The 23,591-nt window shown below is 66.9% G+C and carries 21 protein-coding genes; 10 read left to right on the plus strand and 11 right to left on the minus strand.

The window, feature by feature from the left end; translation table 11 throughout:
- The 6 genes from ACW170_RS09105 to ACW170_RS09130 form a co-directional block, all read right to left on the minus strand.
- Entirely contained in the window at nucleotides 1-1,356 is a 1,356-nt protein-coding gene (locus tag ACW170_RS09105; protein ID WP_492086406.1) for a PepSY-associated TM helix domain-containing protein, read from the minus strand.
- The gene (locus tag ACW170_RS09110; protein WP_492086407.1) at nucleotides 1,356-3,422 is read right to left on the minus strand and encodes a TonB-dependent receptor family protein; all 2,067 of its coding nucleotides are present in this window, start codon (nucleotides 3,420-3,422) and stop codon (nucleotides 1,356-1,358) included. The genes ACW170_RS09105 and ACW170_RS09110 overlap by 1 nt, the downstream gene beginning before the upstream one ends.
- Before the next feature lie 66 nt (nucleotides 3,423-3,488).
- The gene (locus tag ACW170_RS09115; protein ID WP_492086408.1) at nucleotides 3,489-3,875 is read right to left on the minus strand and encodes a DUF2946 family protein; all 387 of its coding nucleotides are present in this window, start codon (nucleotides 3,873-3,875) and stop codon (nucleotides 3,489-3,491) included.
- Nucleotides 3,876-3,912: 37 nt separating this feature from the next.
- The gene (pth, locus tag ACW170_RS09120) at nucleotides 3,913-4,533 is read right to left on the minus strand and encodes an aminoacyl-tRNA hydrolase (protein ID WP_492086409.1); all 621 of its coding nucleotides are present in this window, start codon (nucleotides 4,531-4,533) and stop codon (nucleotides 3,913-3,915) included.
- Nucleotides 4,534-4,620: 87 nt separating this feature from the next.
- Nucleotides 4,621-5,232 carry a 50S ribosomal protein L25/general stress protein Ctc gene (locus ACW170_RS09125; protein ID WP_492086410.1) on the minus strand — a complete coding sequence of 204 codons (612 nt, stop codon included), beginning with the start codon at nucleotides 5,230-5,232 and terminating at the stop codon, nucleotides 4,621-4,623.
- Nucleotides 5,233-5,376: 144 nt separating this feature from the next.
- Nucleotides 5,377-7,662, minus strand: coding sequence for an ATP-binding protein (locus ACW170_RS09130; protein ID WP_492086411.1), 2,286 nt, complete (start codon nucleotides 7,660-7,662; stop codon nucleotides 5,377-5,379).
- Nucleotides 7,663-7,818: 156 nt separating this feature from the next.
- Here ACW170_RS09130 and ACW170_RS09135 point away from each other — a divergent pair, with 156 nt between their 5' ends.
- The 6 genes from ACW170_RS09135 (at nucleotide 7,819) to phoB (ending at nucleotide 14,499) form a co-directional block, all read left to right on the plus strand.
- Nucleotides 7,819-9,234, plus strand: a complete 1,416-nt coding sequence (locus ACW170_RS09135) for a sensor histidine kinase (protein WP_492086412.1) — start codon at nucleotides 7,819-7,821, stop codon at nucleotides 9,232-9,234.
- Nucleotides 9,235-9,375: 141 nt separating this feature from the next.
- Nucleotides 9,376-10,806, plus strand: a complete 1,431-nt coding sequence (gene pstC, locus ACW170_RS09140) for a phosphate ABC transporter permease subunit PstC (protein WP_492086413.1) — start codon at nucleotides 9,376-9,378, stop codon at nucleotides 10,804-10,806.
- On the plus strand, nucleotides 10,799-12,103 hold the full coding sequence (pstA, locus tag ACW170_RS09145) for a phosphate ABC transporter permease PstA (RefSeq protein WP_492086414.1): 1,305 nt from the start codon (nucleotides 10,799-10,801) through the stop codon (nucleotides 12,101-12,103). The genes pstC and pstA overlap by 8 nt, the downstream gene beginning before the upstream one ends.
- A gap of 4 nt (nucleotides 12,104-12,107) precedes the next feature.
- The gene (gene pstB / locus ACW170_RS09150) at nucleotides 12,108-13,061 is read left to right on the plus strand and encodes a phosphate ABC transporter ATP-binding protein PstB (RefSeq protein ID WP_492086415.1); all 954 of its coding nucleotides are present in this window, start codon (nucleotides 12,108-12,110) and stop codon (nucleotides 13,059-13,061) included.
- Nucleotides 13,061-13,789 carry a phosphate signaling complex protein PhoU gene (gene phoU / locus ACW170_RS09155; RefSeq protein ID WP_271163956.1) on the plus strand — a complete coding sequence of 243 codons (729 nt, stop codon included), beginning with the start codon at nucleotides 13,061-13,063 and terminating at the stop codon, nucleotides 13,787-13,789. Before pstB ends, phoU begins: the two co-directional genes overlap by 1 nt.
- Nucleotides 13,790-13,809: 20 nt before the next feature.
- Entirely contained in the window at nucleotides 13,810-14,499 is a 690-nt protein-coding gene (phoB, locus tag ACW170_RS09160) for a phosphate regulon transcriptional regulator PhoB (RefSeq protein ID WP_271163955.1), read from the plus strand.
- 37 nt (nucleotides 14,500-14,536) lie between these two features.
- Here phoB and ACW170_RS09165 read toward each other — a convergent pair whose 3' ends face one another.
- Entirely contained in the window at nucleotides 14,537-15,460 is a 924-nt protein-coding gene (locus ACW170_RS09165) for an Hsp33 family molecular chaperone (protein ID WP_492086416.1), read from the minus strand.
- 210 nt (nucleotides 15,461-15,670) lie between these two features.
- Between ACW170_RS09165 and ACW170_RS09170 the strand changes: the two genes are divergently transcribed.
- From ACW170_RS09170 to pncA, 4 genes are all read left to right on the plus strand, one after another.
- Entirely contained in the window at nucleotides 15,671-17,113 is a 1,443-nt protein-coding gene (locus tag ACW170_RS09170; RefSeq protein WP_492086417.1) for an SDR family oxidoreductase, read from the plus strand.
- 121 nt (nucleotides 17,114-17,234) lie between these two features.
- Nucleotides 17,235-19,127: a phosphoglycerate dehydrogenase gene (serA, locus tag ACW170_RS09175; protein WP_492086418.1), complete on the plus strand. Its 1,893-nt coding sequence runs from the start codon at nucleotides 17,235-17,237 to the stop codon at nucleotides 19,125-19,127.
- Between the two features lie 93 nt (nucleotides 19,128-19,220).
- Nucleotides 19,221-20,192 (plus strand): class 1 fructose-bisphosphatase, encoded by a 972-nt coding sequence (locus tag ACW170_RS09180; RefSeq protein WP_492086419.1) that lies wholly within the window; start codon nucleotides 19,221-19,223, stop codon nucleotides 20,190-20,192.
- Nucleotides 20,192-20,824, plus strand: coding sequence for a bifunctional nicotinamidase/pyrazinamidase (gene pncA, locus ACW170_RS09185; protein WP_492086420.1), 633 nt, complete (start codon nucleotides 20,192-20,194; stop codon nucleotides 20,822-20,824). Before ACW170_RS09180 ends, pncA begins: the two co-directional genes overlap by 1 nt.
- A 187-nt stretch (nucleotides 20,825-21,011) precedes the next feature.
- Here the strand turns inward: pncA and ACW170_RS09190 are convergent, their stop codons facing one another.
- Genes ACW170_RS09190 through ACW170_RS09205 form a run of 4 tightly spaced genes read right to left on the minus strand, consistent with a single transcriptional unit; the run spans nucleotide 21,012 to nucleotide 23,512 of the window.
- Nucleotides 21,012-22,040 carry an adenosine deaminase gene (locus ACW170_RS09190; protein ID WP_492086421.1) on the minus strand — a complete coding sequence of 343 codons (1,029 nt, stop codon included), beginning with the start codon at nucleotides 22,038-22,040 and terminating at the stop codon, nucleotides 21,012-21,014.
- Complete coding sequence (locus ACW170_RS09195) at nucleotides 22,037-22,447, minus strand: type II toxin-antitoxin system VapC family toxin (RefSeq protein WP_492086422.1); 411 nt, start codon at nucleotides 22,445-22,447, stop codon at nucleotides 22,037-22,039. The genes ACW170_RS09190 and ACW170_RS09195 overlap by 4 nt, the downstream gene beginning before the upstream one ends.
- 17 nt (nucleotides 22,448-22,464) lie before the next feature.
- Nucleotides 22,465-22,704 (minus strand): FitA-like ribbon-helix-helix domain-containing protein, encoded by a 240-nt coding sequence (locus ACW170_RS09200; protein WP_492086423.1) that lies wholly within the window; start codon nucleotides 22,702-22,704, stop codon nucleotides 22,465-22,467.
- A gap of 46 nt (nucleotides 22,705-22,750) precedes the next feature.
- The gene (locus ACW170_RS09205) at nucleotides 22,751-23,512 is read right to left on the minus strand and encodes a PIN domain-containing protein (RefSeq protein WP_492086424.1); all 762 of its coding nucleotides are present in this window, start codon (nucleotides 23,510-23,512) and stop codon (nucleotides 22,751-22,753) included.
- Nucleotides 23,513-23,591: the final 79 nt, after the last annotated feature.

Genomic DNA, 23,591 nt, shown 5'->3' on the forward strand with positions numbered 1-23,591 from the left:
TCAGGAAACGGCGGGACGACGCCGGATCATCGGCCGCACGGCTCGATCGAGCAATACGGCGAAGATCAGGCTCAGGCCCGTCAGGGGATAGAGGACGGCGAGGGGCAGGACGATGCCCAGGACTGCGGCGCGGACGCGCGGTCCCGGCGGGGCGGGCGGGGCGCCCAGGCGCAACCGCGACAGGTTGGGCGGGCGGCGCTTCCACCACATGATCAGGCCGCTGATCGCCAGCAGCCAGACGCCGATACAGCCCAGCAGCATGACGATCCGGTTCGCCTGTCCGTACTGGGTGCCCTGGTGGGTATAGACGCCCCATTCAATGGCCTTGGCGCCGGCGCCGAACCGGTCATAGCCGAGGTCGGCCAGCACACGGCCTGAAGCGGCGTCGATGTACATAGAGCGGCTGTCCTGGACCCGCCGGGCCTGGGTCGTGATCGTATAGGCCGTGCCCGAGGCGGCGGGAATGGAGACGGCGTAGGGCCGGGCCAGACCCGCGTCGTCGGCTGTCTTCAGCACCCGGCCCAGGGCGCCGTGACCGGCGTGGTCGTGGGCCATGACCATGTCGTCCATGGCCCAGCCGGCGCCCAGCGGCTGGTCATGGTGTTCGGCGCGCTGCCAGGCCCCCGCGACGGGCGCCGGGGGGCGGCCCAGACCGCTGGACTTGACCGCGTCCATCACCGTGTCGCCCCAGAAGGCCGACCAGGGCATGCCGGTGACCGCCAGGAACAGCACGACCCCGCCGACATAGACGCCTGTCAGGGCGTGCAGGTCGCGCCAGAAGGGGCGTCGTCGTGTGTCGGTCGTTTGGGGCGAGACGGTCGCCACGGCCCGTCCGCGCGGCCACCACAGATAGAGGCCGGTGGCGAACAGGATGATGGTCCAGCCCGCCACGATCTCGACCAGGATGTTGAACGGCCGACCCAACAAGGTCAGGCTGTGGGTCTTCTTGACCAGTTCCATGAACCCGCCGGCGGGAATGACGCCGGTCGCGCGGCCGGTGTGGGGATCGACGAAGACCGTCTTCTGCATCCCATCGGGCCGATCCACGCGCAGGCGGACGGCCTGGTCCGGCCGGGCGGGCAGGACCAGATTGGCGACCCGACCGCCGCCGGCGGCCTGGGCCGCCGACGCCACCCAGGTGTCCGGCGCGGCCTGGGTGTGGGCCGCCGGCACGCGGATCATGTCGCGATAGAGGGCGCCGTCGATCTCGTCCTTGAACAGATACAGGCCGCCCGTCAGGGCCAGCAGCATCAGCACGGGCATGACGAAGACGCCGGCGTAGAAATGCCAGCGCCAGACGACGCGGTATGCGCCGGACAGATCGTCCGGCGCCGGGGTTGCGGCTTTGCGGGCCATCAGTAGCTCATCCTGACGCCGACATAGGCCGAGCGGCCTTCGCCGGGGAAGAAGACGGCGGTGGAGACGCTGGCCAGGCTGGCGTCGGTGACGGCGCTGAAGTTCGAGACATAGGCCTCGTCGAACAGATTGCGGATGTCTGTGAATACGGTCAGGCCGTCCCGCACGTTCCAGCCCATGTTCAGGTTCGCCACCGTATAGGCGGGCGACTTCAGCGTATTAGCGTAGTCGACCCTGGAATCGGCCATCGACCACTCCACGCTGGGCGCCAAGAACCAGCCGGCCGGGTGATCATACCGCAGCTCGGCCCGATACAGGTGCGGCGGCACGACCGGCAGGTCATTGTCGCCGTAGACCTTGTCTCCGTCGAAGTAGAAGTCCGAGAAGGCGTAGGTCTGGCGCAGGCGCCACTGCGGCGCGATCCGCCAGCCCAGCCCCGCTTCGATCCCCTGGTGAACCGTGGGCCCGGCGTTGAAGGTGGAGGCGGGAATGCCCAGCGCGTTGTCGATCACGAAATTCAGCAGCTCATGGTCCAGATCGGCGCGATAGGCGGTGACATCCCAGGTCACGGGGCCGCGGCGGCCGCGCGTGCCGAGTTCCCAGGTCACGGCTTCCTGCGGGACCAGGGGCTGATAGCCGGCGGCGGTCGGCGACAGGGCCGAGAAGTTGGGTGGCTCGACCGAGCGGGTGACGTTGGCGAAGACCTGATCGCCTTCCTCGCTTTCCCACAACAGGCCGGCGCGGGGCGCGAACCAGTCAAACGTCTTATCGACGGTCAGGTCGATCGTGCCGGCGACGCCGGGGACCACATAGTTCTGGTAGCCCCGCTCGGCGCGGCCCCAGGTTCCCCCGGCGACCAGGGCCAGGCGGTCGGTGACGAACAGCCGCCCCTCGCCGAAGACGTCCAGCCCCTTGCCGTTCTGGAAGCTGCGGGCGCGCAGGCCGTTCTGCTGTCCGGCCAGATTGCCCCATTGTTTGGCGTCCAGGTCGCCCTGACGATACCAGGCGCCGTAGAAGGCGTCGGCGCGCAGGCCAAAGACCTGCCCCTGCCAGTCGAACCGGCCGAAGGCGCCGTAGTTGCGGCTTTCCTGATCGATGACCTGGAAAATGGGGTGGTCCAGATCCTTCCAGGTCCCGTAGATCGCGCCCTCGAACACGGTGGACTCGTCCAGCCGCCAGCGCGTCTGCAAGGTCGTTCGGATCGATTGCATATTGCGCTGATAATTCAGGGTGATGTTGCCCGGATTGGCCGCTGTGGGATCGTTCAGAGCGCCCGACAGGCTGACGCTGCCGGGGATTTCCTGATGGATGTCGCCGCCCGAGACCAGCAGGCGCACCTCGCGGTCCTGACCGAAGCTACGGCCGATATTGGCGGACAGGTGCAGGGACTTGCCCTCGCTCTGCTGACGCCAGCCGTCCACGCTCTGGCCGGTGACGGCGGCGAAGCCGTCCCAGTCGCCGCGCACGCCCGCCACCTCGGCATGGGCGCGCACCGTGCCATAGGAGCCGCCGTCCAGACGCAGGCTCAGGTTCGAGGCCGCCGTACGGCCGGTCGGCGTGACCAGATTGACCGCCCCGCCCAGCAGGGCGCCGCCGAAGCGCAGGGCGTTGCCGCCCTTGTAGACCTCGGTATAGCGGGCGATCAGCGGGTCGATCAGTTGGAAGTCGCCGAAGCCGTCGGCCTCGTTGAAGGGAACGCCGTCCTGGGCCAGCAGGGTGCCGCGATTGTGGCTGGAGTTGCCGATGCCCGAGCCCCGGATCGACAGCCGGATGTCGCCGCCCCACTTCTTCTGGGCATAGACGCCGGGGGCGTCGCGCAGCACGTCGGCCAGGTTGGGGGCATAGCGGTCGGCGTAGGATTCCGCTGAGACGACGGCGACCGCGCCGGGCGTGCGAGACAGACGTTCCCGCGCCTCGGCGACGACGGCGGGGTCGTCGGCGTTGCGACGGGCGGTGACGATGACGGTGTCGAGGACGGCGGGCTCGGACGCCTGTTGCGCCAGGGCGGGGCTGGCCCATGAGGCAAGCAGCAGGGCGCAGGGCGCCGCAGTGGTCTTGAGAGACATGATGATCCTGAAGTCAGAACGAGAAGGGCGCGCGGGCGCAGGGCCGGCGCGGGCTTTGGGTCTGGTTCAGGCGTGGGGCGGGGCGGTGGACGGGGGACGCGGCGGCGCGCGGGCCGGCGGCGGGGGGCTGACGCGGGCGGGCGTATAGACGACGGTCTCGACCGTGCGGATGACCGGCGCCGGTTCGGGCGCGGGCGGGGCGGGGAGGGCGGCGGCCAGAGGCACGACGCAGGCGGCGCACTTGGCCCCCAGGTGCTTGTTGACCGGGCCGTCCATGCCGCCGGTCTGGATGGTCTGCGGCCCTTCGGCGGAACAGATGACCAGAGGCTGCCCCGGCTGGGCCGCCGCCAGGGCCCCGAAGGGCAGCAGGCTTCCGAGCACGATGGCGAACACCGCCGCCAGGAAGGCGAGCGATCTCGATGTCGACCAGTGATCGGCGTCGGAATGGTTCACGCCTCGCCTCTACGGCCTTTCGCCGGGGGCGTACAGGCTACAGTTCGCCGCGCGCCGCCTGGCGAGGGCTGAACTTGGGCGCGGGGGCCAGGCGCATCACCTCGCCCTGATAGCGCTCGTCGTCGCCGGCGGCGGCGAAGGGCAGGGCGTCGGCGCAGGCCTGGAGCAGGGCGTCCAGCCAGGGCTGTTCGGCCTTGTGGAAGTCGCCCAGCACATGGGGCATGACCATGTCCTTCTCGCCCGGATGGCCGATCCCCATGCGGGCGCGCCGGAAGTCGGCGCCCAGGTGGCTGATCAGCGAGCGGACGCCGTTCTGGCCGGCGGCGCCCCCGCCGGTCTTCATGCGGAACCGGCCGGGGGCCAGGTCGATCTCGTCGTGGAAGACGATGATCTCGGACGGCTTGATCTTGTAGAAGCGCGCGGCCTCGCCGACCGCTCGGCCGCTCTCGTTCATATAGGTCTGGGGCTTCATCAGCAGGACCTTGACCGGCCCGTTCGCCGTCTCGACCTGACCTTCGCTGACGATCGACTGGAACTTGGCCCGCTCGGGGCCGAACCGCCAGCGCCGCGCGATCTCGTCGGCGGCCATGAAGCCGATGTTGTGGCGGTTCTTCTCGTACTTTGCGCCCGGATTGCCGAGCCCGGCGATGATGATCATGGCGTCCTCATGCCGTGTGCGTCGCACAAAGAAAAGCCCCGCCGCGGCGAACCGGGCGGGGCCTGATCTTGTCGAAGCGACGAAAGCTTAGGCTTCGGTCGTCTCGGTGGCTTCGTCAGCGGCGGCCGAGAGGGCGGCCGACGAGACCTTAATCGTGGCGATCACGAAGTCGCGGTCGGTGATGGTGGGCTCGACGCCCTTGGGCAGTTCGATGTCCGAGAAGCGGATGGTGTCGCCCATCTGGGCCTTGGCCAGGTCGACAACCAGTTCTTCCGGGATGCTGTCGGCCTTGACCATGATTTCGACCGCATGGCGGACGACTTCCAGCGAGCCGCCTTGGCGGGCGAACGGCGCTTCGTCGGCGTTCTTGAAGTGAACCGGCACTTCGATCTTGACCGGGGCGTGCTCGTCGACGCGCATCAGGTCGAAGTGCATCGGGCGGTCCGACACGGGGTCGAACTGCACGTCCTTGGCGATGACCGGCTGGGTCTCTTCGCCGTACTTCAGCGTCACCAGGTGGCCCAGCAGCTTGCCGGTGTAGAGCGACTTGCGGAAGTCCTTCTCGTTCACCGAAATGGAGACGGGGGCCTTGTCGCCGCCGTACAGGACGCCCGGCACGAAACCGGCGCGACGGGCGGCGCGGGCGCCACCGGTGCCGACGCCATCGCGGACGTCCACGTTCAGAATGATCTCGGCCATCTGGCTCGCCTCAACAACAACGGAAACACCGCGCCAACCCTGGGCCCGCGCGGCGGGGGTCATGAACCCTCGAATTCAAGAGCGCGGGCTATTACACGCATCATGACGGATGTGCAACCGCCATGGTCGAGATCCCGCGCGAGATCAGGCCGCCCTGACCACGCCGCTCAGTAGAGCCTCGGGATCGGCGACGATGGCCAGCAGTTCGGCGGCGTCGAACGGTTTGGCCAGATGATGATCGGCCCCGGCCGCCCGTCCGGCGGCGACATGTTCTGGCATGGCGTTGGCCGTCAGCATCACGATCGGCACGCGCGCGCCGCCCATGGCCGTCTCGTGCAGACGAATTTCTCGCGTCGCGGTCAGCCCGTCCATCACCGGCATCTGCATGTCCATGAGCACCAGGTCGAAGTCCTGGGTCCGGAACGCCTCGACGGCCTCGGCGCCGTTCTCCACCGCGAAGATGTCGGCCATGGCCTGGCCGAGAATCAGTTCGATGACGCGGCGATTGGTGGGATGGTCGTCGGCGACCAGGACACGAACCGCGCCAAGCCCCCCGTGTGGCCCGCCTGCCGTTTTGGGCTCGCTCTGCGCCGGCTTGTCGCAGACCTTCATCGGAACTGTCAGCATGAAGGCCGACCCGCCTCCGGGTTCGCTCTCGCAGTCCAGGTCGCCGCCCATCATCTCGGCCAATTGTCGACAGATGGAGAGGCCCAGTCCGGAGCCGCCGAATCTGCGCGTAATGCCGCCGTCGGCCTGTTCGAATCGGCTGAACAGGCGTTCGCGGGTCGCGGCGTCGAAGCCAATGCCCGTGTCCTCGACCGTGAACCGCAGGGTCGGGGTCCCGTTCGTGTCGGGACCGCGCTGGACGGTCAGCCCCACGAAGCCTTTGGAGGTGAATTTGACCGCGTTGGAAATGAGATTTGTCAGGATTTGTTTTAGGCGCACCATGTCGCCTCGAATCCACAGGCCTTCTTCCACGTCGATATCGACGTAGAAGCCCAGGTGTTTCTCTCGCGCATTCTCGGCATAGAGTTGCGCCGCCTCGCGCACGGCGACCTCCAGTTCGAAGGCGTCCTCGGTCAGTTCGAGCTTGCCGGACTCGACCCGGGCGAGGTCCAGAATGTCGCTGAGCAGGGTCTGAAGCGTCCGGCCGGAGGCCTGCATCAAATTCAGCATCTCGCGCTGGTCGGGGGTCAATTCGGTCTTTGACAGAGCTTGAGACAGGCCGATCACGCCGTTCAGCGGCGTACGGATCTCATGGCTCATGTTGGCGAGGAATTGGCTCTTGGCGACATTGGCCGCCTCGGCGGCGTCGCGCGCCTCACGCAGGGCGTGGGCGTCGCGCTTCAGCGCCGTGATGTCGTTGCAGACGGTGACAGTGCCGCCGCCGGGCGTACGACGATCCTGGATCTGCAGCCATTGGTCGCCGCCGACCTGCTGTTCGATGGTCGAACATCCCTGGCGGCGGACGCGGATTCGTTCCGCGATCCACTCTTCCTCGCAGCCGATGGCCTCGTCGTACCGGCCTTCGTTGATACCGATCTGAAGAATCTCCCTGAAGGTCATTCCGACCTTCAGGAAGGGCGCGAGTTCCGGGTTCACCTCGGCGTAGCGCGCATTCCACAAGACCAGGCGGTCGTCAGCGTCGTAGAAGCCCAAACCGTCCGACATGGCCTCGACCGCCTCGCGGATGTGACCCAGGGCGCCCGCGCGCGCCATATAGGCCATGAAGACCAGAGCGGCGCCGACGCCCACGATCGATAGAGCGAGGATGAAGACCACGGTGCGCATGGCGTCGGGTGTCAGGCCTGTCTGTTCCCCCAAGCTGGGGTCCGGCGTCACGGTGATCGCGGCCATGCCCACAAAATGCAGGAAGACAACGGCGAGCGAGGCGCCCACGGCCGTGACGGCCAGCCGGCGGAGACTGCCTCGTTGATGGAAGAAGGCGGTGGTTCCGCCGATAGCCATGCCGCCGATCAGTGAGGTGAGGACCAGTTCGGGATTCCAGCTGAGCACCGCCGGTGCGCGCAGCGCCGCCATGCCCAGATAGTGCATTGCGGCGACGGCGGAGACCGCGACAAAGGCGCTCAAAACACGGCGCGGGCGGTCATTGCCTGTCAGGGACACGAAAATGGCCAGCCCCGCGCCGAGGATGATCACCAGAACTGAAGCCAGGGTCAGCGCCGGGTCATAGGTCAGGTCGCCCGCGCCGACATAGCCCTGCATGGCGATGAAGTGCGTCGCCCATATCGACAGTGCGCCAATCAGACTTGCCGAAATCGCAAGCCGTCTACGGCGCGCGCCGTCTGTAATCCGGGCGCGGTCGATGAAGCGGAAGGTCGAACCCATGCCGGCCAGACAGACGATGGCGGCCAGCAGGGTTACCCGCCAGTCGTGGTCATTCGAGATGCAATAAAGTACCCGGTCCACGGCGCCCCCTTCGAAGGGGGACGATGACCGAAACTCCTAAACAAACCGTGCGGCGAAGCTCAAAATAAAACGACGGCGTGTGTCGGCGCGCCGTCACAGAATCCGTGCAAGGATGGGTTTCCCCCTCGGTCGCCCATCTGGAGGCGTGCGCCGCATATGCCTTACGAATCTTCGCCTTCGCCCGTAGCGCCGATTTCGACCTCGCGTCTGTGGACCGTGGGGATCAGCATCGCAATCGCTGTGGCTGTGTTGGTGGGACTGGCCTTCATTCATCCCCAGATCGCCAATTGGCTGTTGGGCGGAGCTGTGATCGTGGCTCTCTCGGCCTGGATCCTCAATGCGCACCCATCGTCTACGACGCCTCTCCCGGAATCGACCGGCGCGCCCGTCGAGCGGCCTGCTGACCCGGCGAAGGCCGAGTTGCTGGATCGGGTGTTCGAGGCTCTGGACGATCCGGTCCTGATCATCAGCGGCGGCGAGCCCGACGACATCGCCGGTCGCCGTATTGTCATGGCCAATAAGGTCGCCCGCGATCTGCTGCGGATTCAAAGCCAGGGCGCGCTTCTGGTGCAGGTGCTGCGAGAGCCCGGCGTTCTGGAGGCGGTGGACGAGGCCTTGTTCGGAGGCATGTCGCGTACGACAGACTATACGACCGGCGGACAGAGAGACCGGCGGTGGCGCGCCTGGACTCGACCGCTCGGTTACGAGGAAGGCGTGGGCGGCGGCGCCTTGGCCATGGTCATCCTGCGTGACGAGACCGATGCGCGGCGAACCGAGATGATGCGCGTCGATTTCCTGGCCAACGCCAGCCATGAGCTGCGCACGCCGCTCGCCTCGCTGAGCGGGTTCATCGAGACGCTGAAGGGCCATGCGCGCGACGACGTCGCCGCCCGTGACCGCTTCCTGGACATCATGTCGGCTCAAGCGGATCGCATGGGCCGGCTGGTCGCCGACCTTCTGTCGCTCAGCCGGATTGAGTTGAACGAGCATATTCCGCCATCGGGTCGGGTGGATCTGGACCGCGCCGCCTCGGACGTCGTTGACGCGGTCAGCGTGCTGACCCAGGAGAAGCAGATCGATGTGATGGTCGATCAGGGGGAGGCGAGGGCCTCGATCAGCGGCGACCGGGACGAGATTCTTCAGGTTGTCCAGAACCTGTTGGATAACGCGGTCAAATATTCCCCAAGGGGCGGGGCCGTAGAAATCTCGGTGCGATCTGACCTGTCGTTCGACGAGGCTTGGGCCTCGCGTATGCCGGGCGCGACGCGTTTGCCGCTTGTCACGCCGGATCGCGCTGTTGGGGTCTTCTACGCCGCTGTGACGGTTCGCGACCACGGGCCGGGCATGGCGCGTGAACATCTGCCGCGCCTAACCGAGCGTTTTTACCGCGTGGAGGGCCAAAAGAGCGGTGAGCGCCAGGGGACGGGTCTGGGCCTGGCCATTGTCAAACACATCATCAACCGCCACCAGGGCGGTCTTGTGGTTGAAAGCGCGCCCGGCCTGGGCACTGCATTTACAGCCTGGTTCCCTATGGTGAGCGAGCGACGGGACCCGCGTACTGCTGCCGCCTGAGGCGCCAAAGGGCCACGCTGTTACCGAACTGTCATCAACTCGTCTTAATGCGCTGACCATTCACAGGCAGTAGTCGCGCCGCGTCGAGCCCGGATCCCCGGTCGCCTTTCGATTCGCGCCTGCCCCCGCTTCGGACCCGGAATGATCTGGATTTATTTGCTGTTCCTTGTTGCGCTGGGCGCCGCCGCCTTTTTAGGCGGTCGCGAGCTTGCGCGTCGTCGCGCGGTCGGGGCCAAGCCGCATTCGCGACCGGGCCAGCATGGCGCCTATGCCTTGATCTGGGTTGCGGCTCCCGCCTTGCTGGTGCTGATCCTTCTCAGCGTGTTTGCGACCCCGCTGGAACGCCAGCTGACCGCTGCCGGCACGCCCGAGGCTGTGGCGGCGCTTGACCCCTTCCGTCGTGACGCCTTCTTCGCCGATGCTCACCGCGTTGGCCGTGGCGAGCCGGCCCTGCAAATCTGGGAACGCCCGCTGGCCGAGCAGCTTCCAGTCGAGGCGCGGCGCATGGTCAGCATCGAACGCACCCTACAATGGGGCGGCGGCCTGGGCGCCATTCTGGCCGCCCTGATCGGCGGCCTGTTCGCCTTCAGCCAGATCAAGCCGCAGACCCGCGCCCGGAACCGGGTCGAGGGCTGGGTCTATGGCGCCCTGTTCGTGTGTTCGGCCATCGCCGTCCTGACGACCCTGGGCATCATTGCCTCCCTGGCCTTCGATTCTTTCCGCTTCTTCCAGACCGTGCCGGTGTTCGACTTCCTGTTCGGCGCCCAGTGGAGCCCCCAGATCGCCATTCGCGCCGACCAGGTCGGTTCGACCGGAGCCTTCGGGGCTGTGCCGCTGTTCGCCGGCACCCTGCTGATCATGCTGATCGCCATGTGCGTGGCGGCGCCGATCGGCCTGCTGTCGGCCATCTATCTTTCGGAATACGCCGGACGCACCACGCGGGCCGTGATCAAGCCGCTGCTCGAGATTCTCGCGGGCGTGCCCACCGTGGTCTACGGTTTCTTCGCCGCGCTGACGGTCGGGCCCATCCTGCGGGTCTTCTTCAACGAAATCGGGCTGTTCCTGATCGGCGGTCCTCTGGACGGCTTGGGCCAGTATCTGGCCTTGGTGCAGAACCAGATGGCGCTGACCGCCGGCGCCGTCATGGGGATCATGTTGATCCCGTTCGTGTCCTCCCTGTCCGACGATATCCTGAACGCTGTGCCTCAGTCTCTGCGCGACGGGTCTTTCGCCATGGGAGCGACCAAGTCCGAGACGGTGAAACGGGTGCTGCTGCCCGCCGCACTGCCGGGCATCGCCGGCGCCCTGCTGCTGGCCGTGTCGCGCGCCATCGGCGAGACCATGATCGTGACCATGGCCGCCGGTCTGGCGGCGAACCTGACCTTCAACCCGTTGGACACCGTCACCACCGTCACGGTGCAGATCGTCACCCTGCTGACGGGCGACCAGGAGTTCAACAGCGCCAAGACCCTTTCGGCCTTCGGCCTGGGCCTGACCCTCTTCCTGGCGACCCTGGTGCTGAACATCGTGGCGCACCGGATCGTCCAGACCTACCGGGAACAATATGACTGACGCGACCCCCGATCAGATCGACGGCGCGGCCGCGAAGGGGCGGCTGGATCGTCTGCGCGCCGGCCTGAAGCGCCGCCATGCCAAGGAAGCCCGGTTCAAATGGTTCGGCCGGCTGGCCATCGCCGCCGCCATGCTTTTCCTCGCCGTTCTGCTGGTGCGGATCGTCGAGCAGGGCCACACAGCCTTCTACACCCATACGGTGACGGTGCCGGTCTATATGGACCCGGCCCGGATCGACCGCGCCTATCCCCAGGGTTCGAATTTCGAACAACTGGCGGCCGAGCAGCAGTTGGCGCGTTGGGGTATTCAGGACGACGCGGCGGGCGCCGCCTCCAGCGAAATGAAGGCGCTGTTCTCGTCCGAGCTCAAGTTCGTGGCCGCCGATCTGGTGGCGAAACGGTCGGACGTGATCGGCGAGACGGTCCCGCTGGCGGTTCCGCTTTCGGACGACGCGGACCTGTATCTAAAAGGCGAGATCTCCAAATCGACGCCGCAGGATCAACGCCGCATCAACGACCGTCAGATCGCCTGGCTGGAGCGGATGCAGGCTGAGGGCGTGGTCGGATCCCACTTCAACACAGCCCTGTTCACCAACGGCGATTCGACCCAGCCCGAGTTGGCCGGCGTTCTGGGCGCCGTTGTGGGTTCGGCCTTGATGCTGATGGTCACGGCGCTGATCGCCATTCCGCTGGGCGTCGGCGCCGCGATCTGGCTCGAGGAGTTCGCGCCCAAGAACAAGCTGACCGACATCATCGAGGTCAACATCAACAACCTCGCGGCCGTGCCCTCCATCGTCTACGGCCTGTTGGGCTTGGCGCTGTTCATCAACTGGATGCACCTGCCGCGCGCCAGCCCGATCGTCGGCGGCCTGGTTCTGGCCCTGATGGCCCTGCCGACCCTGGTCATCGCCACGCGCTCGGCGTTGAAGGCGGTGCCGCCGTCCATTCGTGAGGCGGCCCTGGCCATGGGCGCTTCGAAGACGCAGACGGTGTTCAGCCACGTCCTGCCGCTGGCCATGCCCGGCGTCATGACTGGCGCGATCATCTCCATGGCCCACGCCCTGGGCGAGACCGCGCCCCTGCTGCTGATCGGCATGGTCAGCTTCGTGCCCGGCGTGCCGCATGCCATCGACCAACCCGTCGGCGCCCTGCCTTCGCTGATCTACATCTGGGAGAACGCCTCAGAGCGGGCGTTCCACGAACGCACCGCCGCTGCGATCATCGTTCTGCTGGTCTTCATGATCATCATGAACGCGGCGGCCATCATCCTGAGGCGGCGCTTCGAGCGTCGGTGGTAAGAGAATGAAATTCCGTATTTTCCGCTCCGCCGAAGATCAGACCGGGGCCGGCCCCGTCGATCCCACCGAAACCCCGCGCATGGGCGGGCAGGTCCTGCCTGAAGCCACGACGACCGCCACGCCGAAGGCTACGGAGGAGCCCCGCGCCTATAATGCGTCGGACCTGCCCGGGCCGACCGTGGTGGACAGCCCTCCGGTCGGACCGATCAAGATCGCCGCGCGTGACGTGTCCGTCTTCTATGAAGGCAAACAGGCGCTGTACGACGTCTCGCTGGACATCCCCGACAAGACCGTCACGGCTCTGATCGGGCCGTCGGGTTGCGGCAAGTCCACCTTCCTGCGGACCATGAACCGCATGAACGACACGATTTCCGGGGCCAAGGTCACCGGCCGGATCGCGATGGACGGTGAGGACATCAACGATCGCTCGATCGACCCGGTGCTGCTGCGCGCCCGCGTCGGCATGGTGTTCCAGCGTCCGAACCCCTTCCCCAAGTCGATCTACGAAAACGTCGCCTACGGCCCCAAGATTCACGGCCTGGTCAGCGCCAAGTCTGAGATGGATGGGGTCGTCGAAAGCGCCCTGAAGAGGGCCGGCCTGTGGGACGAGGTCGCGGACCGTCTGCAGTCGTCCGCCATGGGCCTGTCGGGCGGTCAGCAGCAGCGTCTGGTCATCGCCCGCGCCATCGCCGTGAACCCGGAAGTGATCCTGATGGACGAGCCCTGCTCGGCTCTGGACCCCATCGCCACGGCGCGGATCGAGGAACTGATTGACGAACTGCGCGAGCGGTTCTGCATCGTCATCGTCACCCACTCGATGGCTCAGGCCGCGCGGGTGTCGCAGCGCACCGCCTTCTTCCACATGGGCCGTCTGGTCGAGACCGGCGACACGGAAGACATCTTCCAGAATCCCCGCGAGCGGCGCACGCTGGACTATATCACCGGACGATTCGGCTGATGAACCAGCACACGGTTAAGGCTTACGGCGACGAACTGAATCAGATCACGGCCGAGGTCGCCCGCATGGGCGGTCTCGCCGAGGCCCAGGTGTCGGACGCCATCGATTCCGTCGCCCGTCGCGACATCGCTTTGGCGCGCGCGGTGGTCGAGCGGGATCTGAAGCTGGACGCCCTTCACCGGGACATCGAGAAGAAGGCCATTCGCCTGATCGCCCTGCGCCAGCCGGTCGCCAGCGACCTGCGTCGCACCCTGGGCGCCATGAAGATGGCCTCCGACCTGGAACGCACCGGCGACCTGGCCAAGAACATCGCCAAGCGGGCGCTGATCCTGGCTGAGAGCGAGCCGATGCAACCTCTGACCCGTTCGATCGAACGAATGGGGCGGCTGGTGTCGACCCGCCTGCGCGACGTGCTGGACGCCTATACCGCCTCGGAACTGGATCGCGCCGTGGCCGTCTGGCAGACCGACGACGAGGTGGACGAGCACTACAACTCGCTGTTCCGCGAGCTGCTGACCTATATGATGGGCGATCCGCGCACCATCGGCGCCTGCACCCATCTGCTGTTCATGGCCAAGAACCTGGAGCGGATCGGCGATCACGCGACCAATATCGCCGAGACCGTCCATTACGAAATCACCGGCGACGACATGCTTGGCGAACGCCCGCGTGCGCATCCCGGCGCCGAAGACGAAGCCTCTACCCCCAACCTGACGACCTCGCACTAAGCCGCGACCGGAGCCCTGACGTGCAGCCCTATATCCTTGTGATGGAAGACGAGGACGCGTTGGCGACCTTGCTTCAGTATAATCTTGAAAAGGAAGGTTACGACGTCACCGTCGCGGCCGACGGCGAGGAGGGCATGCTCCAGATCGACGAGCGTCAGCCCGATCTGGTGCTGCTGGACTGGATGCTGCCCAAGCTGTCGGGCATCGAGGTCTGCCGTCGTATCCGGGGCAAGGCCGAGACCCGCAATCTGCCCGTCATCATGCTGACGGCGCGGGGCGAGGAGAGCGACCGGGTTCGCGGCCTGGACACGGGCGCCGACGACTATCTGACCAAGCCGTTTTCGATGGTCGAACTGATCGCCCGCATCCGGGCCGTGCTGCGCCGCATCCGGCCGGGCCTGGCCGACGACCGCCTGAACCATGGCGACATCATCATCGACCGCGTGTCGCATCGGGTGAAGCGTTCGGGCCAGGAGGTGCATCTGGGCCCGACCGAGTTCCGCCTGCTGGACCATTTCATGCAGCACCCGGGCCGGGTGTTCAGCCGCGAACAGCTGCTGGACGCCGTCTGGGGCTCGGACGTCTATGTCGAAGCCCGCACGGTGGACGTCCATGTCGGCCGGCTTCGCAAGGCGCTGAACATCGGCGAGAGCGCCAATCCGATCCGCACCGTCCGTTCGGCGGGCTATTCGCTGGATTTGGAAGGCTGAGATAGAAGGGCGGCCGTACCGGCCGCCCTTCTTCGTTTTAGATCTGTTCAGCCACGATCTCGTCCGGCTCCAGCGCATAGACGGTGGCGCAGTATTCGCAGGTGACACGGATCTTGCCGTCGTCCTCGACCATGTCGGCGCGTTCCGAAGGGTCGAAGGAAGCGAGGACCGAGGCGATGCGGTCGCGGGAGCAGCGGCAAACCGCCGTCAGTTCGCGCGCGCCTTCCAGTCGCACGCCGTCCTCGTGGAACAGGCGGAACAGCAGGGTTTCCGGCGAGATGGTCGGGTCGATCAATTCGTCGTCGCCCAGGGTGCCGAACAGGGCCCGCGTGCGATCCCAGACCTCTTCGGTCGAGCCGCGCGCCTCGTCGCCGGCGATGATCTGGATCATCGCCCCGCCGGCGCGCCACTGCGAACCGGCCTCGGTCAGCACCTCGCCGACGGCCAGGCGGACTTTGGTCGGGACCTGTTCGGACTGCTGGAAATAGTGTTCGGCGCACAGGGACAGGCTCTCGCCCTCGATGGGGGTGATGCCCTGGGTGCGTTCGAAGTCGGGGCCGCGATCCAGGGTCATGACGAAGACCCCCTGGCCCAGAAGCGTCTGCGCGCCGGGACGGGCGAAGCCCTTGGACGCCTCGGCCACCTCGGCCTCGTCATAGCGGCAGTAGCCGCGCAGCGAGCCGTCTGTGCCATAGTCGGCGACGACATAGCGCACCGGTCCGTCGCCCTGGGCCTGGACCATCAGGCGGCCGTCGAACTTCAGGCTCGAGCCGATCAGGGCCGCAAGCGCGCAGGCCTCGCCCAGCAGGGCGGCGACCGGCTCGGGATAGTCATGGGCGGCCAGGATCTTGTCGATGGTCGCGCCCAGGCGGACCAGGCGGCCACGCACGGGCCAGCCCTCGATCTGGAAGGCGGCGGCCAGGTCGTCGGAAACGGCGGATTGAGGCGCGTGATCGGTCACGGCGAGGTCCTTGAACGGCGTCATTTCGGGATCGCGGCTATTTAGGCGCCCGAAGCGCCCTTGATAAGGGGGGCGAAGCCGGGGAGCAAAATCGGCCGACCAGGGTGTGGCCATCAAAGGCGCGCCGTCGCCTCGAAAAACCTGTAGAATCCGGCTCTACAAACCATGGAGAACCTCGAAAATTTGTCGAGGCGGGATGCAAGGACGAACATGCGCGCGAAACCTGTGCTGAAGCCGCTGGGCGAGCAGTCCATCGTCGTCACCGGCGCGACGTCGGGCGTCGGTCTGGCGACGGCGCGTCGTGCGGCGCGGGCGGGGGCCAAGGTGTTTCTGATCGCGCGCGGCGAGGCGGACCTGCGGGCGCTGTGCGAAGAGTTGCAGGCGCAGGGGGCGCGCGTGGCCTGGGCGGTCGCCGATGTGTCGGACGCCGAGGCGCTGAAGGCGGCGGCCGAGAAATGCGTGCGGCTGTTCGGGGGCTTCGACACCTGGGTCAACAACGCCGGGGTGGGGCTGTTCGGATCGATCCGCGAGACGACGCTGGAGGATCAGCGGCGGCTGTTCGAGACCAACTACTGGGGCGTCGTCAATGGCGCGATGGCGGCGGTCGAACATCTGCGGACGCGGCCGGGCGGCGGCGCCATCATCAATGTCGGCTCGATCCTGTCAGACCTGCCCCTGCCGGTGCAGGGCGTCTACGCCGCGTCCAAACATGCGGTGAAGGGGTTCACCAACGCCCTGCGTATCGAGCTGTTGCGCGAACAGGCGCCGGTGGCGGTCAGCCTGGTCAAGCCCGGCGCGATCAATACGCCCATAAGCCGGCACGCCCGGAACCTGACGGGTCAGGCGATGCACAATCCGCAGCCCGTCTATGCGACCCATGTGGTCGCCGACACCATCCTGTACTGCGCCACCCATACGATCCGCGAGATCACCGTGGGCGGGGGAGGGCGCGTCATTGCGTCTTTTTACTCGGCTTTGCCGGGGATTGCGGAACCTCTGCTGGCGCGGTTCGCTCCATCTTTGATGCGGGACCGCCGTTCCGCCTATCGGCCGTATGACGACGGGCTCTATGACCCGACCGAGGACGGCCTCGATGAAGAGGTTCACTATCCCATGGTCCGTAATTTCAGCGCCCTGGCCGAAGTCCGCAAACATCCGGGCGTCACCGCCGGCAGCCTCGTGGCCCTCGCGGCCGGCGCCGCTGTGGTCCTGTATCTGACTCAGCGCAGCGGACCGACGCGCTATCAGCGTATCAAGACCCGTATCGATCCGCGCGGATGGGTGGACACGGACGAACTGCGCGAACGTTTTCATGACGCCGTCGACGCCTTCCGCCACCGAGCCGAGGACGCAGGCGAGCGGGCAGGAGACTTCTCCCGTGAGGCGCGCCATCGCGCGAGCGACGTGGCCCATGACGCGCGCGATCGGGCCGACGAATGGTTCCGTTCGACCCGCAAGGGCTCCAAGAAGGCGTTGAAGAAGCACGGCAAGACGGCGCGCCGTTACGCCGACGACGCCGGCGCCTATGCCCGTGATCACGCCCGCGAAGGCGGCGCGCTTCTGGCCGTCGCCACCCTCGCCGCCGCTGTCGGCGCCGCCGTGCTGGAAAGCCGTCGTCCGGACAGCCACGTGCGTCGCATCGCGCGCTTCTGATATTTCTTGCCGTCCGTCTCTGTGAAAATAGCGGCGGGCGGCAAGGTTTAAGCGCAACTGATCGGCTTCATCAGCACGGCTCGGCTTTGCCGCGGGCGCGAAGGCCGCTAAGACGCCGCCCATGAGCGCGCGCCCCACACTGATCTTCGACTTCGATTCGACCCTGGTCGCCTTCGAGACGCTGGAAGCCTTGGCCGATATCGCCCTGGCCGACTCGCCCGAGGCGGAGACGACCCGCGCCGAGATCGCGGACCTGACCGACAAGGCCATGGCCGGCGAACTGGCCTTCGGCGAGGCGTTGCGTCGGCGGCTGGCCCTACTGCCCTTGACCCGCGCCCACGTCGCGGCCCTGGCGGAGACGGCGCCGGATCATCTGACCGCCTCGGTGCGGCGCAACCTGAATTTCTTCCAGCAGCACAAGGGCAAGGTCGTCATCCTGTCCGGCGGTTTCCGCGAGGTGATCGCCCCGGTGGCCGAGATGCTGGGCGTATCGCCGGACCGGGTGCTGTGCAACGACCTGGTCTATGACGCCGACGGCCGGGTGACCGGCGTCGATGACGCCAATCCCCTGTCCCAGGCCGACGGCAAGCCGGCCGTCATCCACGCCCTGAAGCTGTCGGGTCGCGTCGTCATGGTCGGCGACGGCTGGAACGACGCCGAGGTCAAGCTGGCCGGGGCCGCCGACGCCTTCTACGCCTTCACCGAGGTCGCCCGCCGCGCGCCGGTGGTCAAGGTCGCCGACGCCGAGGCCGCATCGCTGGACGAAGTGCTCCACGCCGAGGGCCTGGTCGGCCGCTGGTCCTTCCCGCGCAGCCGGATGAAGATGCTGCTGCTTGAGAACATCCACCCCGCCGCCGTCGAACGGCTGGAGGAGGCCGGCTATTCGGTCGAGACGGTCAAGGGCGCCCTGGATGAGGACGACCTGATCGCCGCCATCAAGGGCGTGCATGTGCTGGGCATCCGCTCCAAGACCACGGTCAGCCGCCGGGTGCTGGAAGAGGCCGACCGGCTGATGGCGATCGCGGCCTTCTGCATCGGCACCAACCAGATTGATCTGGACGCCGCCTCCGATCACGGCGTGGCGGTTTTCAACGCCCCCTATTCGAACACCCGCTCGGTCGTGGAACTGGCCATCGGTCTGATGATCGTCCTGATGCGGGACGTGGTGGACAAGTCGGCCGCCATGCACGTGGGCCAGTGGAACAAGTCGGCGACCGGGTCGAAGGAGTTGCGCGGCAAGACCCTGGGCATCGTCGGCTATGGCGCCATCGGCAGCCAGCTGTCGGTCCTGGCCGAGAACCTGGGCATGCGGGTGCTGTTCTATGACCTGTCGGAGCGGCTGGCCCTGGGCAATGCGCGACGCATGCGGTCGTTGGACGCCCTGCTGGCCGAGAGCGACGTCGTCACCCTGCACGTCGATGGGCGGCGGGAGAATTCCAACATCTTCGGCGCGGCCCAGTTCGCCCGGATGAAGGAGGGGGCGCTGTTCCTGAATCTGTCGCGCGGCCATGTGGTCGATGTCGGCGCCCTGGCCCAGGCCATGGGATCGGGCCGGGTCGCCGGGGCGGCGGTGGACGTCTTCCCCGAGGAGCCGCGCACCAATTCGGACCCGTTCGAAAGCCCGCTGCAGGGGATGAAGAACATGATCCTGACCCCGCACATCGGCGGCTCGACCGAGGAAGCGCAGGAAGCCATCGCCGAGTTCGCGGCGGAGCGGCTGCTGGGCTATCTGAACCGGGGCGACACCACCTTCAGCGTCAATCTGCCGAACGTGCAACTGGCCGAGGTGTCCGGGGCGCACCGCATCCTGCACATCCACAAGAACCAGCCCGGCGTCCTGGCCGAGCTGAACCGCGCCCTGGCGGCGGCGGGGCTGAACATCCTGGGTCAGCATCTGAAGACCGACGAGCGCACCGGCTATGTCATCACCGACGTGGACCGGGACTATGATCCCGAGGCGCTGCGGACGTTGAAGACCGTGCCGGGAACGCTGAAGTTCCGCACTCTGCACTGAGTGCGGAAGGATGCTGAGAGGGTTTCAGCCTTGCCCTCACGCCGCCGGCCCGCCAAGAACGAAGCACGCTCCCAGCCGTACCGGACCGACCGCATGACCGCCGACCGCACCCGCCTCGACGCCCATATCGCCGCCCTGGACGCGCCTGACGGTCTGAAGACGGTCCTGACCGTCGCCGCCGCCACCTGCGCCGACATCAGCAAGGTCGTTGCCGGCGGCGCCCTGGCCGGCGCACTCGGCGCCTCGGGCCAGATCAACGTCCAGGACGAGGAGCAGAAGAAGCTCGACGTCATGACCAACGACATGCTTACCGACGCCCTTCTGGCCAGCCCCGCCGTCGCCGGCGTCGCCTCGGAAGAGATGGACGAGGTCCAGCCGGCGTCCCATTCCACCGGCGACTATCTGGTCCTGTTCGACCCGCTGGACGGCTCGTCCAACATCGACATCAACGCCATGGTCGGCACCATCATCTCGGTGCTGAAGTCCGCGACGCCTTCGCCGACCGAGGCCGACTTCATGCAGCCGGGCCGGAACCAGATCGCGGCTCTCTATGCCTTGTATGGCCCCCAGACCATGCTGGTCCTGACGACCGGCGCGGGGGTCAAGGGGTTCACCCTGTCGAACGACGGCGACTGGATCCTGACCCACGACGACATCGCCATCTCGCCGGACACCAAGGAGTTCGCCATCAACATGTCGAACCTGCGCCACTGGTCCCAGCCGGTGCAGACCTATATCGGCGACCTGCTGAAGGGCGACGAAGGCCCGCGCGGCAAGAATTTCAACATGCGTTGGGTCGCGGCCATGGTGGCGGACGTCCACCGCATCCTGATGCGCGGCGGCGTCTTCCTGTACCCGTGGGACAGCCGCGAGCCGACCAAGCCCGGCAAGCTGCGCCTGATGTACGAGGGCAATCCCATGGCCTTCCTGGTCGAACAGGCCGGGGGCAAGGCGACGACGGACGGGACGCAGCCCATCCTGGATATCCAGCCCGAGCACCTGCACCAGCGCATCCCGGTCGCCCTGGGCTCGGCCAACGAGATCGACGCCTACGCGGGCGTGTGATGCAGATCGCCGCCACAGACGCCCTCCTGGTCATCGACCCGCAGAACGACTTCTGCGAGGGCGGCCGTCTGGCGGTCGCAGGCGGGGCGGGGATCATGCCGCTGATCAACCGGCTGGCCGAACGGTTCTCGCGCGTGGTCCTGACCCAGGACTGGCACACGCCGGACCAGATCAGCTTCGCCTCCAACCACCCCGGCGCGGCCCCCTTCACCGAGATCGAGGTCGCCTACGGCCGCCAGATGCTGTGGCCGGATCACTGTATCCAGGGTTCGCCCGGCGCCGACTTCCATCCCGACGTCGCGCCCACGGTGCAAAAGGCGCTGGCGGTGATCCGCAAGGGCTATAATCCGGCGGTCGATTCCTATTCCGGCTTCTTCGAGAACGACCATCGCACCCCGACGGGTCTGGCCGGCCTGCTGCGCGACCTGGGCGTGACTCGCGTCTTCCTGGCGGGCCTGGCCTTCGACTATTGCGTCCGCTTCACCGCAGAGGACGCGGTGCGCGAAGGCTTCGAGGCCGTGGTCATCACAGACGCCAGCCGCGCCATCGCGCCGCAGAGCGAGGCGGCGGCGCGGGACAGTTTCCGGGCGCTCGGGGTGACGGAGGTCAGGGCCGACACCGTCCTCGGCTAAACCCCTCTTTCGTCATCCTCCGGCGAGCGTAGCGAGATCGGGGGACCCAGTGGCGCGCGAGAGCGCGAACCTGTCGCGGTCTGGATCTTCGCCATCGTGCGGCGGAAGCATCGCCTTCGGCGCCGCTGGGTCCCCCGGTCTGCGCCGCGAAGACGCGGCTTGCCGGAGGATGACGAAAGAAGAGGCGTCACCCCGCCTTGGCGTAGGCCTCCACCTCCGCCACGAACGCCGCCTTCTCCGCCTCGCCCAGGAACGACCCTTCGAAACTGTTCCGCGCCAGCAGCGTCACCTGATCCTTCGTCAGCCCGACCGCCGCCGCCAACCGGCTGTAGTTGTCGTTCACATACCCGCCGAAATAGGACGGATCGTCCGAGTTCAGGGTGACGTGCAGGCCCCGGCGCAGCATCTCCGGCACGGGGTGGTCCTTCAGGTCGTCGACCACGCACAGTTTCAGGTTCGACAGGGGGCAGACGGTCAGGGTCATCTGCTCGCGCGCCAGCCGCTCGACCAGAACCTCGTCCTCCATCGAGCGATTGCCGTGGTCCATCCGGTCGATGTGCAGCAGGTCCAGCGCCTCGTGGACATAGGCCGGCGGGCCTTCCTCCCCGGCGTGGGCGCACAGTTTCAGGCCCAGGTCGCGGGCGGCGGCGAAGACGCGCTGGAACTTGGACGGCGGATGGCCGACCTCCGACGAATCCAGCCCAACCCCGATGAAATGATGCAGATAGGGCTTGGCCGCCTCCAGGGTCGCGAACGCCTCCTCCTCGGTCAGGTGGCGCAGGAAGCTGAGGATCAGTCCCGAACTCACGCCCAACTCCGCCTTGGCCCGGTCCATCCCCGCGATCAGCCCCTCGACCACCACGCCGAAGGCCACGCCCCGGTCGGTATGGGTCTGGGGATCGAAGAAGATCTCGGCGTGGCGCACGTTATCGGCGGCCGCCCGCTGGAAATAGGCGAAGGCCAGATCCTCGAAATCCTGGCGCGTCAGCAGCACGGCCGCCCCGGCGTAATAGATGTCGAGGAAGTCCTGTAGGTTCGAGAAATCATAGGCCGCCCGCACCGCCTCGACGCTGTCATAGGGGATGGACACCCCATTGCGCTGCGCCAGTTCGAACATCAGCTCCGGCTCCAGCGAGCCCTCGATATGCAGGTGCAACTCCGCCTTGGGCAGGCCGGCGATATAGGCGTCGAGGGTGGTGTCAGCTTGTACGTTCATAGGCCGTTCTCCCGTGCATAGTCGTCCAGACCCATGATCTGGATGGTCGTCGTGTCTGACGCCCGCGTCTTGGCGATGAGTTTCTTGTCCGCCGTCAGAAGGGGCGCGCCCAACTGTTCGGCGTGGGCGATGTAGAAGCAGTCATAGGCCGGATGGTCCAGCGCGATCGCCAATTCCACCGCCCTTTCGATCAGCCTGCGACCGGGCTCTACATCCAGGTTCATGGTTTCGATCAGTGTGACCGCCTGCATCGCCTGTTCGCGAGTGATGTCGCCCATCCGACAGCGCTTCCAGATGATGTTGGCGCATTCCGACAGGATCAGATCGGGCGCTGACCAGGACTGGGCGCGCAGGGCGGCGACGGCGATGGGGCTGTCGGGTTCATAGAGCGCGACGTTGATCGCCACGCTCGCGTCCACGACGATCAACGAGAATCCCGATCTTCGCGGATCAAGACTTCAGAAGGCGTGCTCAGCCTGCCCTTGGTCGCGTCCCGCAGAGCGGCGGCGCGGCGCTCCCACTCCGCGTCGATACGAGGCGTCAAAGCCTTGCGAAGAATCTCGCGATGCTCCGCCTCGGCCGAGCGATTGTTTTCCTGGGCCCGCTTCTTCAGGGCGATGGCGATGTCGTCGTCGATGTTGCGGACGTGGAGGTTGACGGGCATGGTCGCTCCTTATGCTAGCAAATATAGCATGAGGCCCTCGTCGCGACTAGGCGTTCGACACCACCAGCCGCAGATGTCCAGTCTTGGTCTTCCCCGCGTCGTCGTTGGGCGGTGGATCGGGCGGCGGGGGCAGGCTGGGGCGGGCGCTCCAGGCCTCGGGCCGTTCGATCCAGCCCTTGGCCGTCTTCAGCCGGTCGGGCAGCATGGACCGGGCCACCAGATTGGGCCCGATCCCCACCAGTTCATCGGTCCAGTTGGCGATCTGGCGGTTGTGAAGCCGTCCGGGCGGGGCGACGCTGACGATCCGCTTGTTGGGATAGGCCTCGCGCACGAACCGCACCGTCGCCGCATGGTCCCCGTCGGTGGTCAGCAGATAGACGGAATCGACCCGGTTCGCCGCCACATCGTCCGCCACCGCCAGGGCCAGGTTGACGTCGCTCTGCTTCTCCGTCGCCGAACTCCAGCCGTGTCCGCAGGCGCGGCAATGTTCGCCGTGGACGATGAAATGCCCCATCAGGCATCGCACGCGCCGCGCCCTCAGCGCGGCTTCATAGCGGAACTGGGCCTCCATCCGCGCCCTGGCCTGGGGCTTGTGCGCGCTGACCCAGACCACGCCGGTCAGCCGCTCCATCGGATCGATCAGGCCGCGCCCCAGGGCCTGCAAGTCCAGCCACAGCCATTCTCGCCGCTTCTGATCCAGCAGGGCGTGGAACAGGTTGTAGCCGTCCACATACAGGACGGCCCGCCGTTTCAGGAACGGCGGCGTGAGGTCGCCTGGACCAAAGGGGCGCAGGGCCGCGTCCGCCATGCGGATACGCCCCCGATGCTGACCCCAGGACCTGCGTCCCTTCGACTGCTGACCGTCGGGTTTCCCCATCCGTCGCCCG

It is taken from the genome of Brevundimonas sp. FV2ps16 (genome assembly GCF_058681075.1).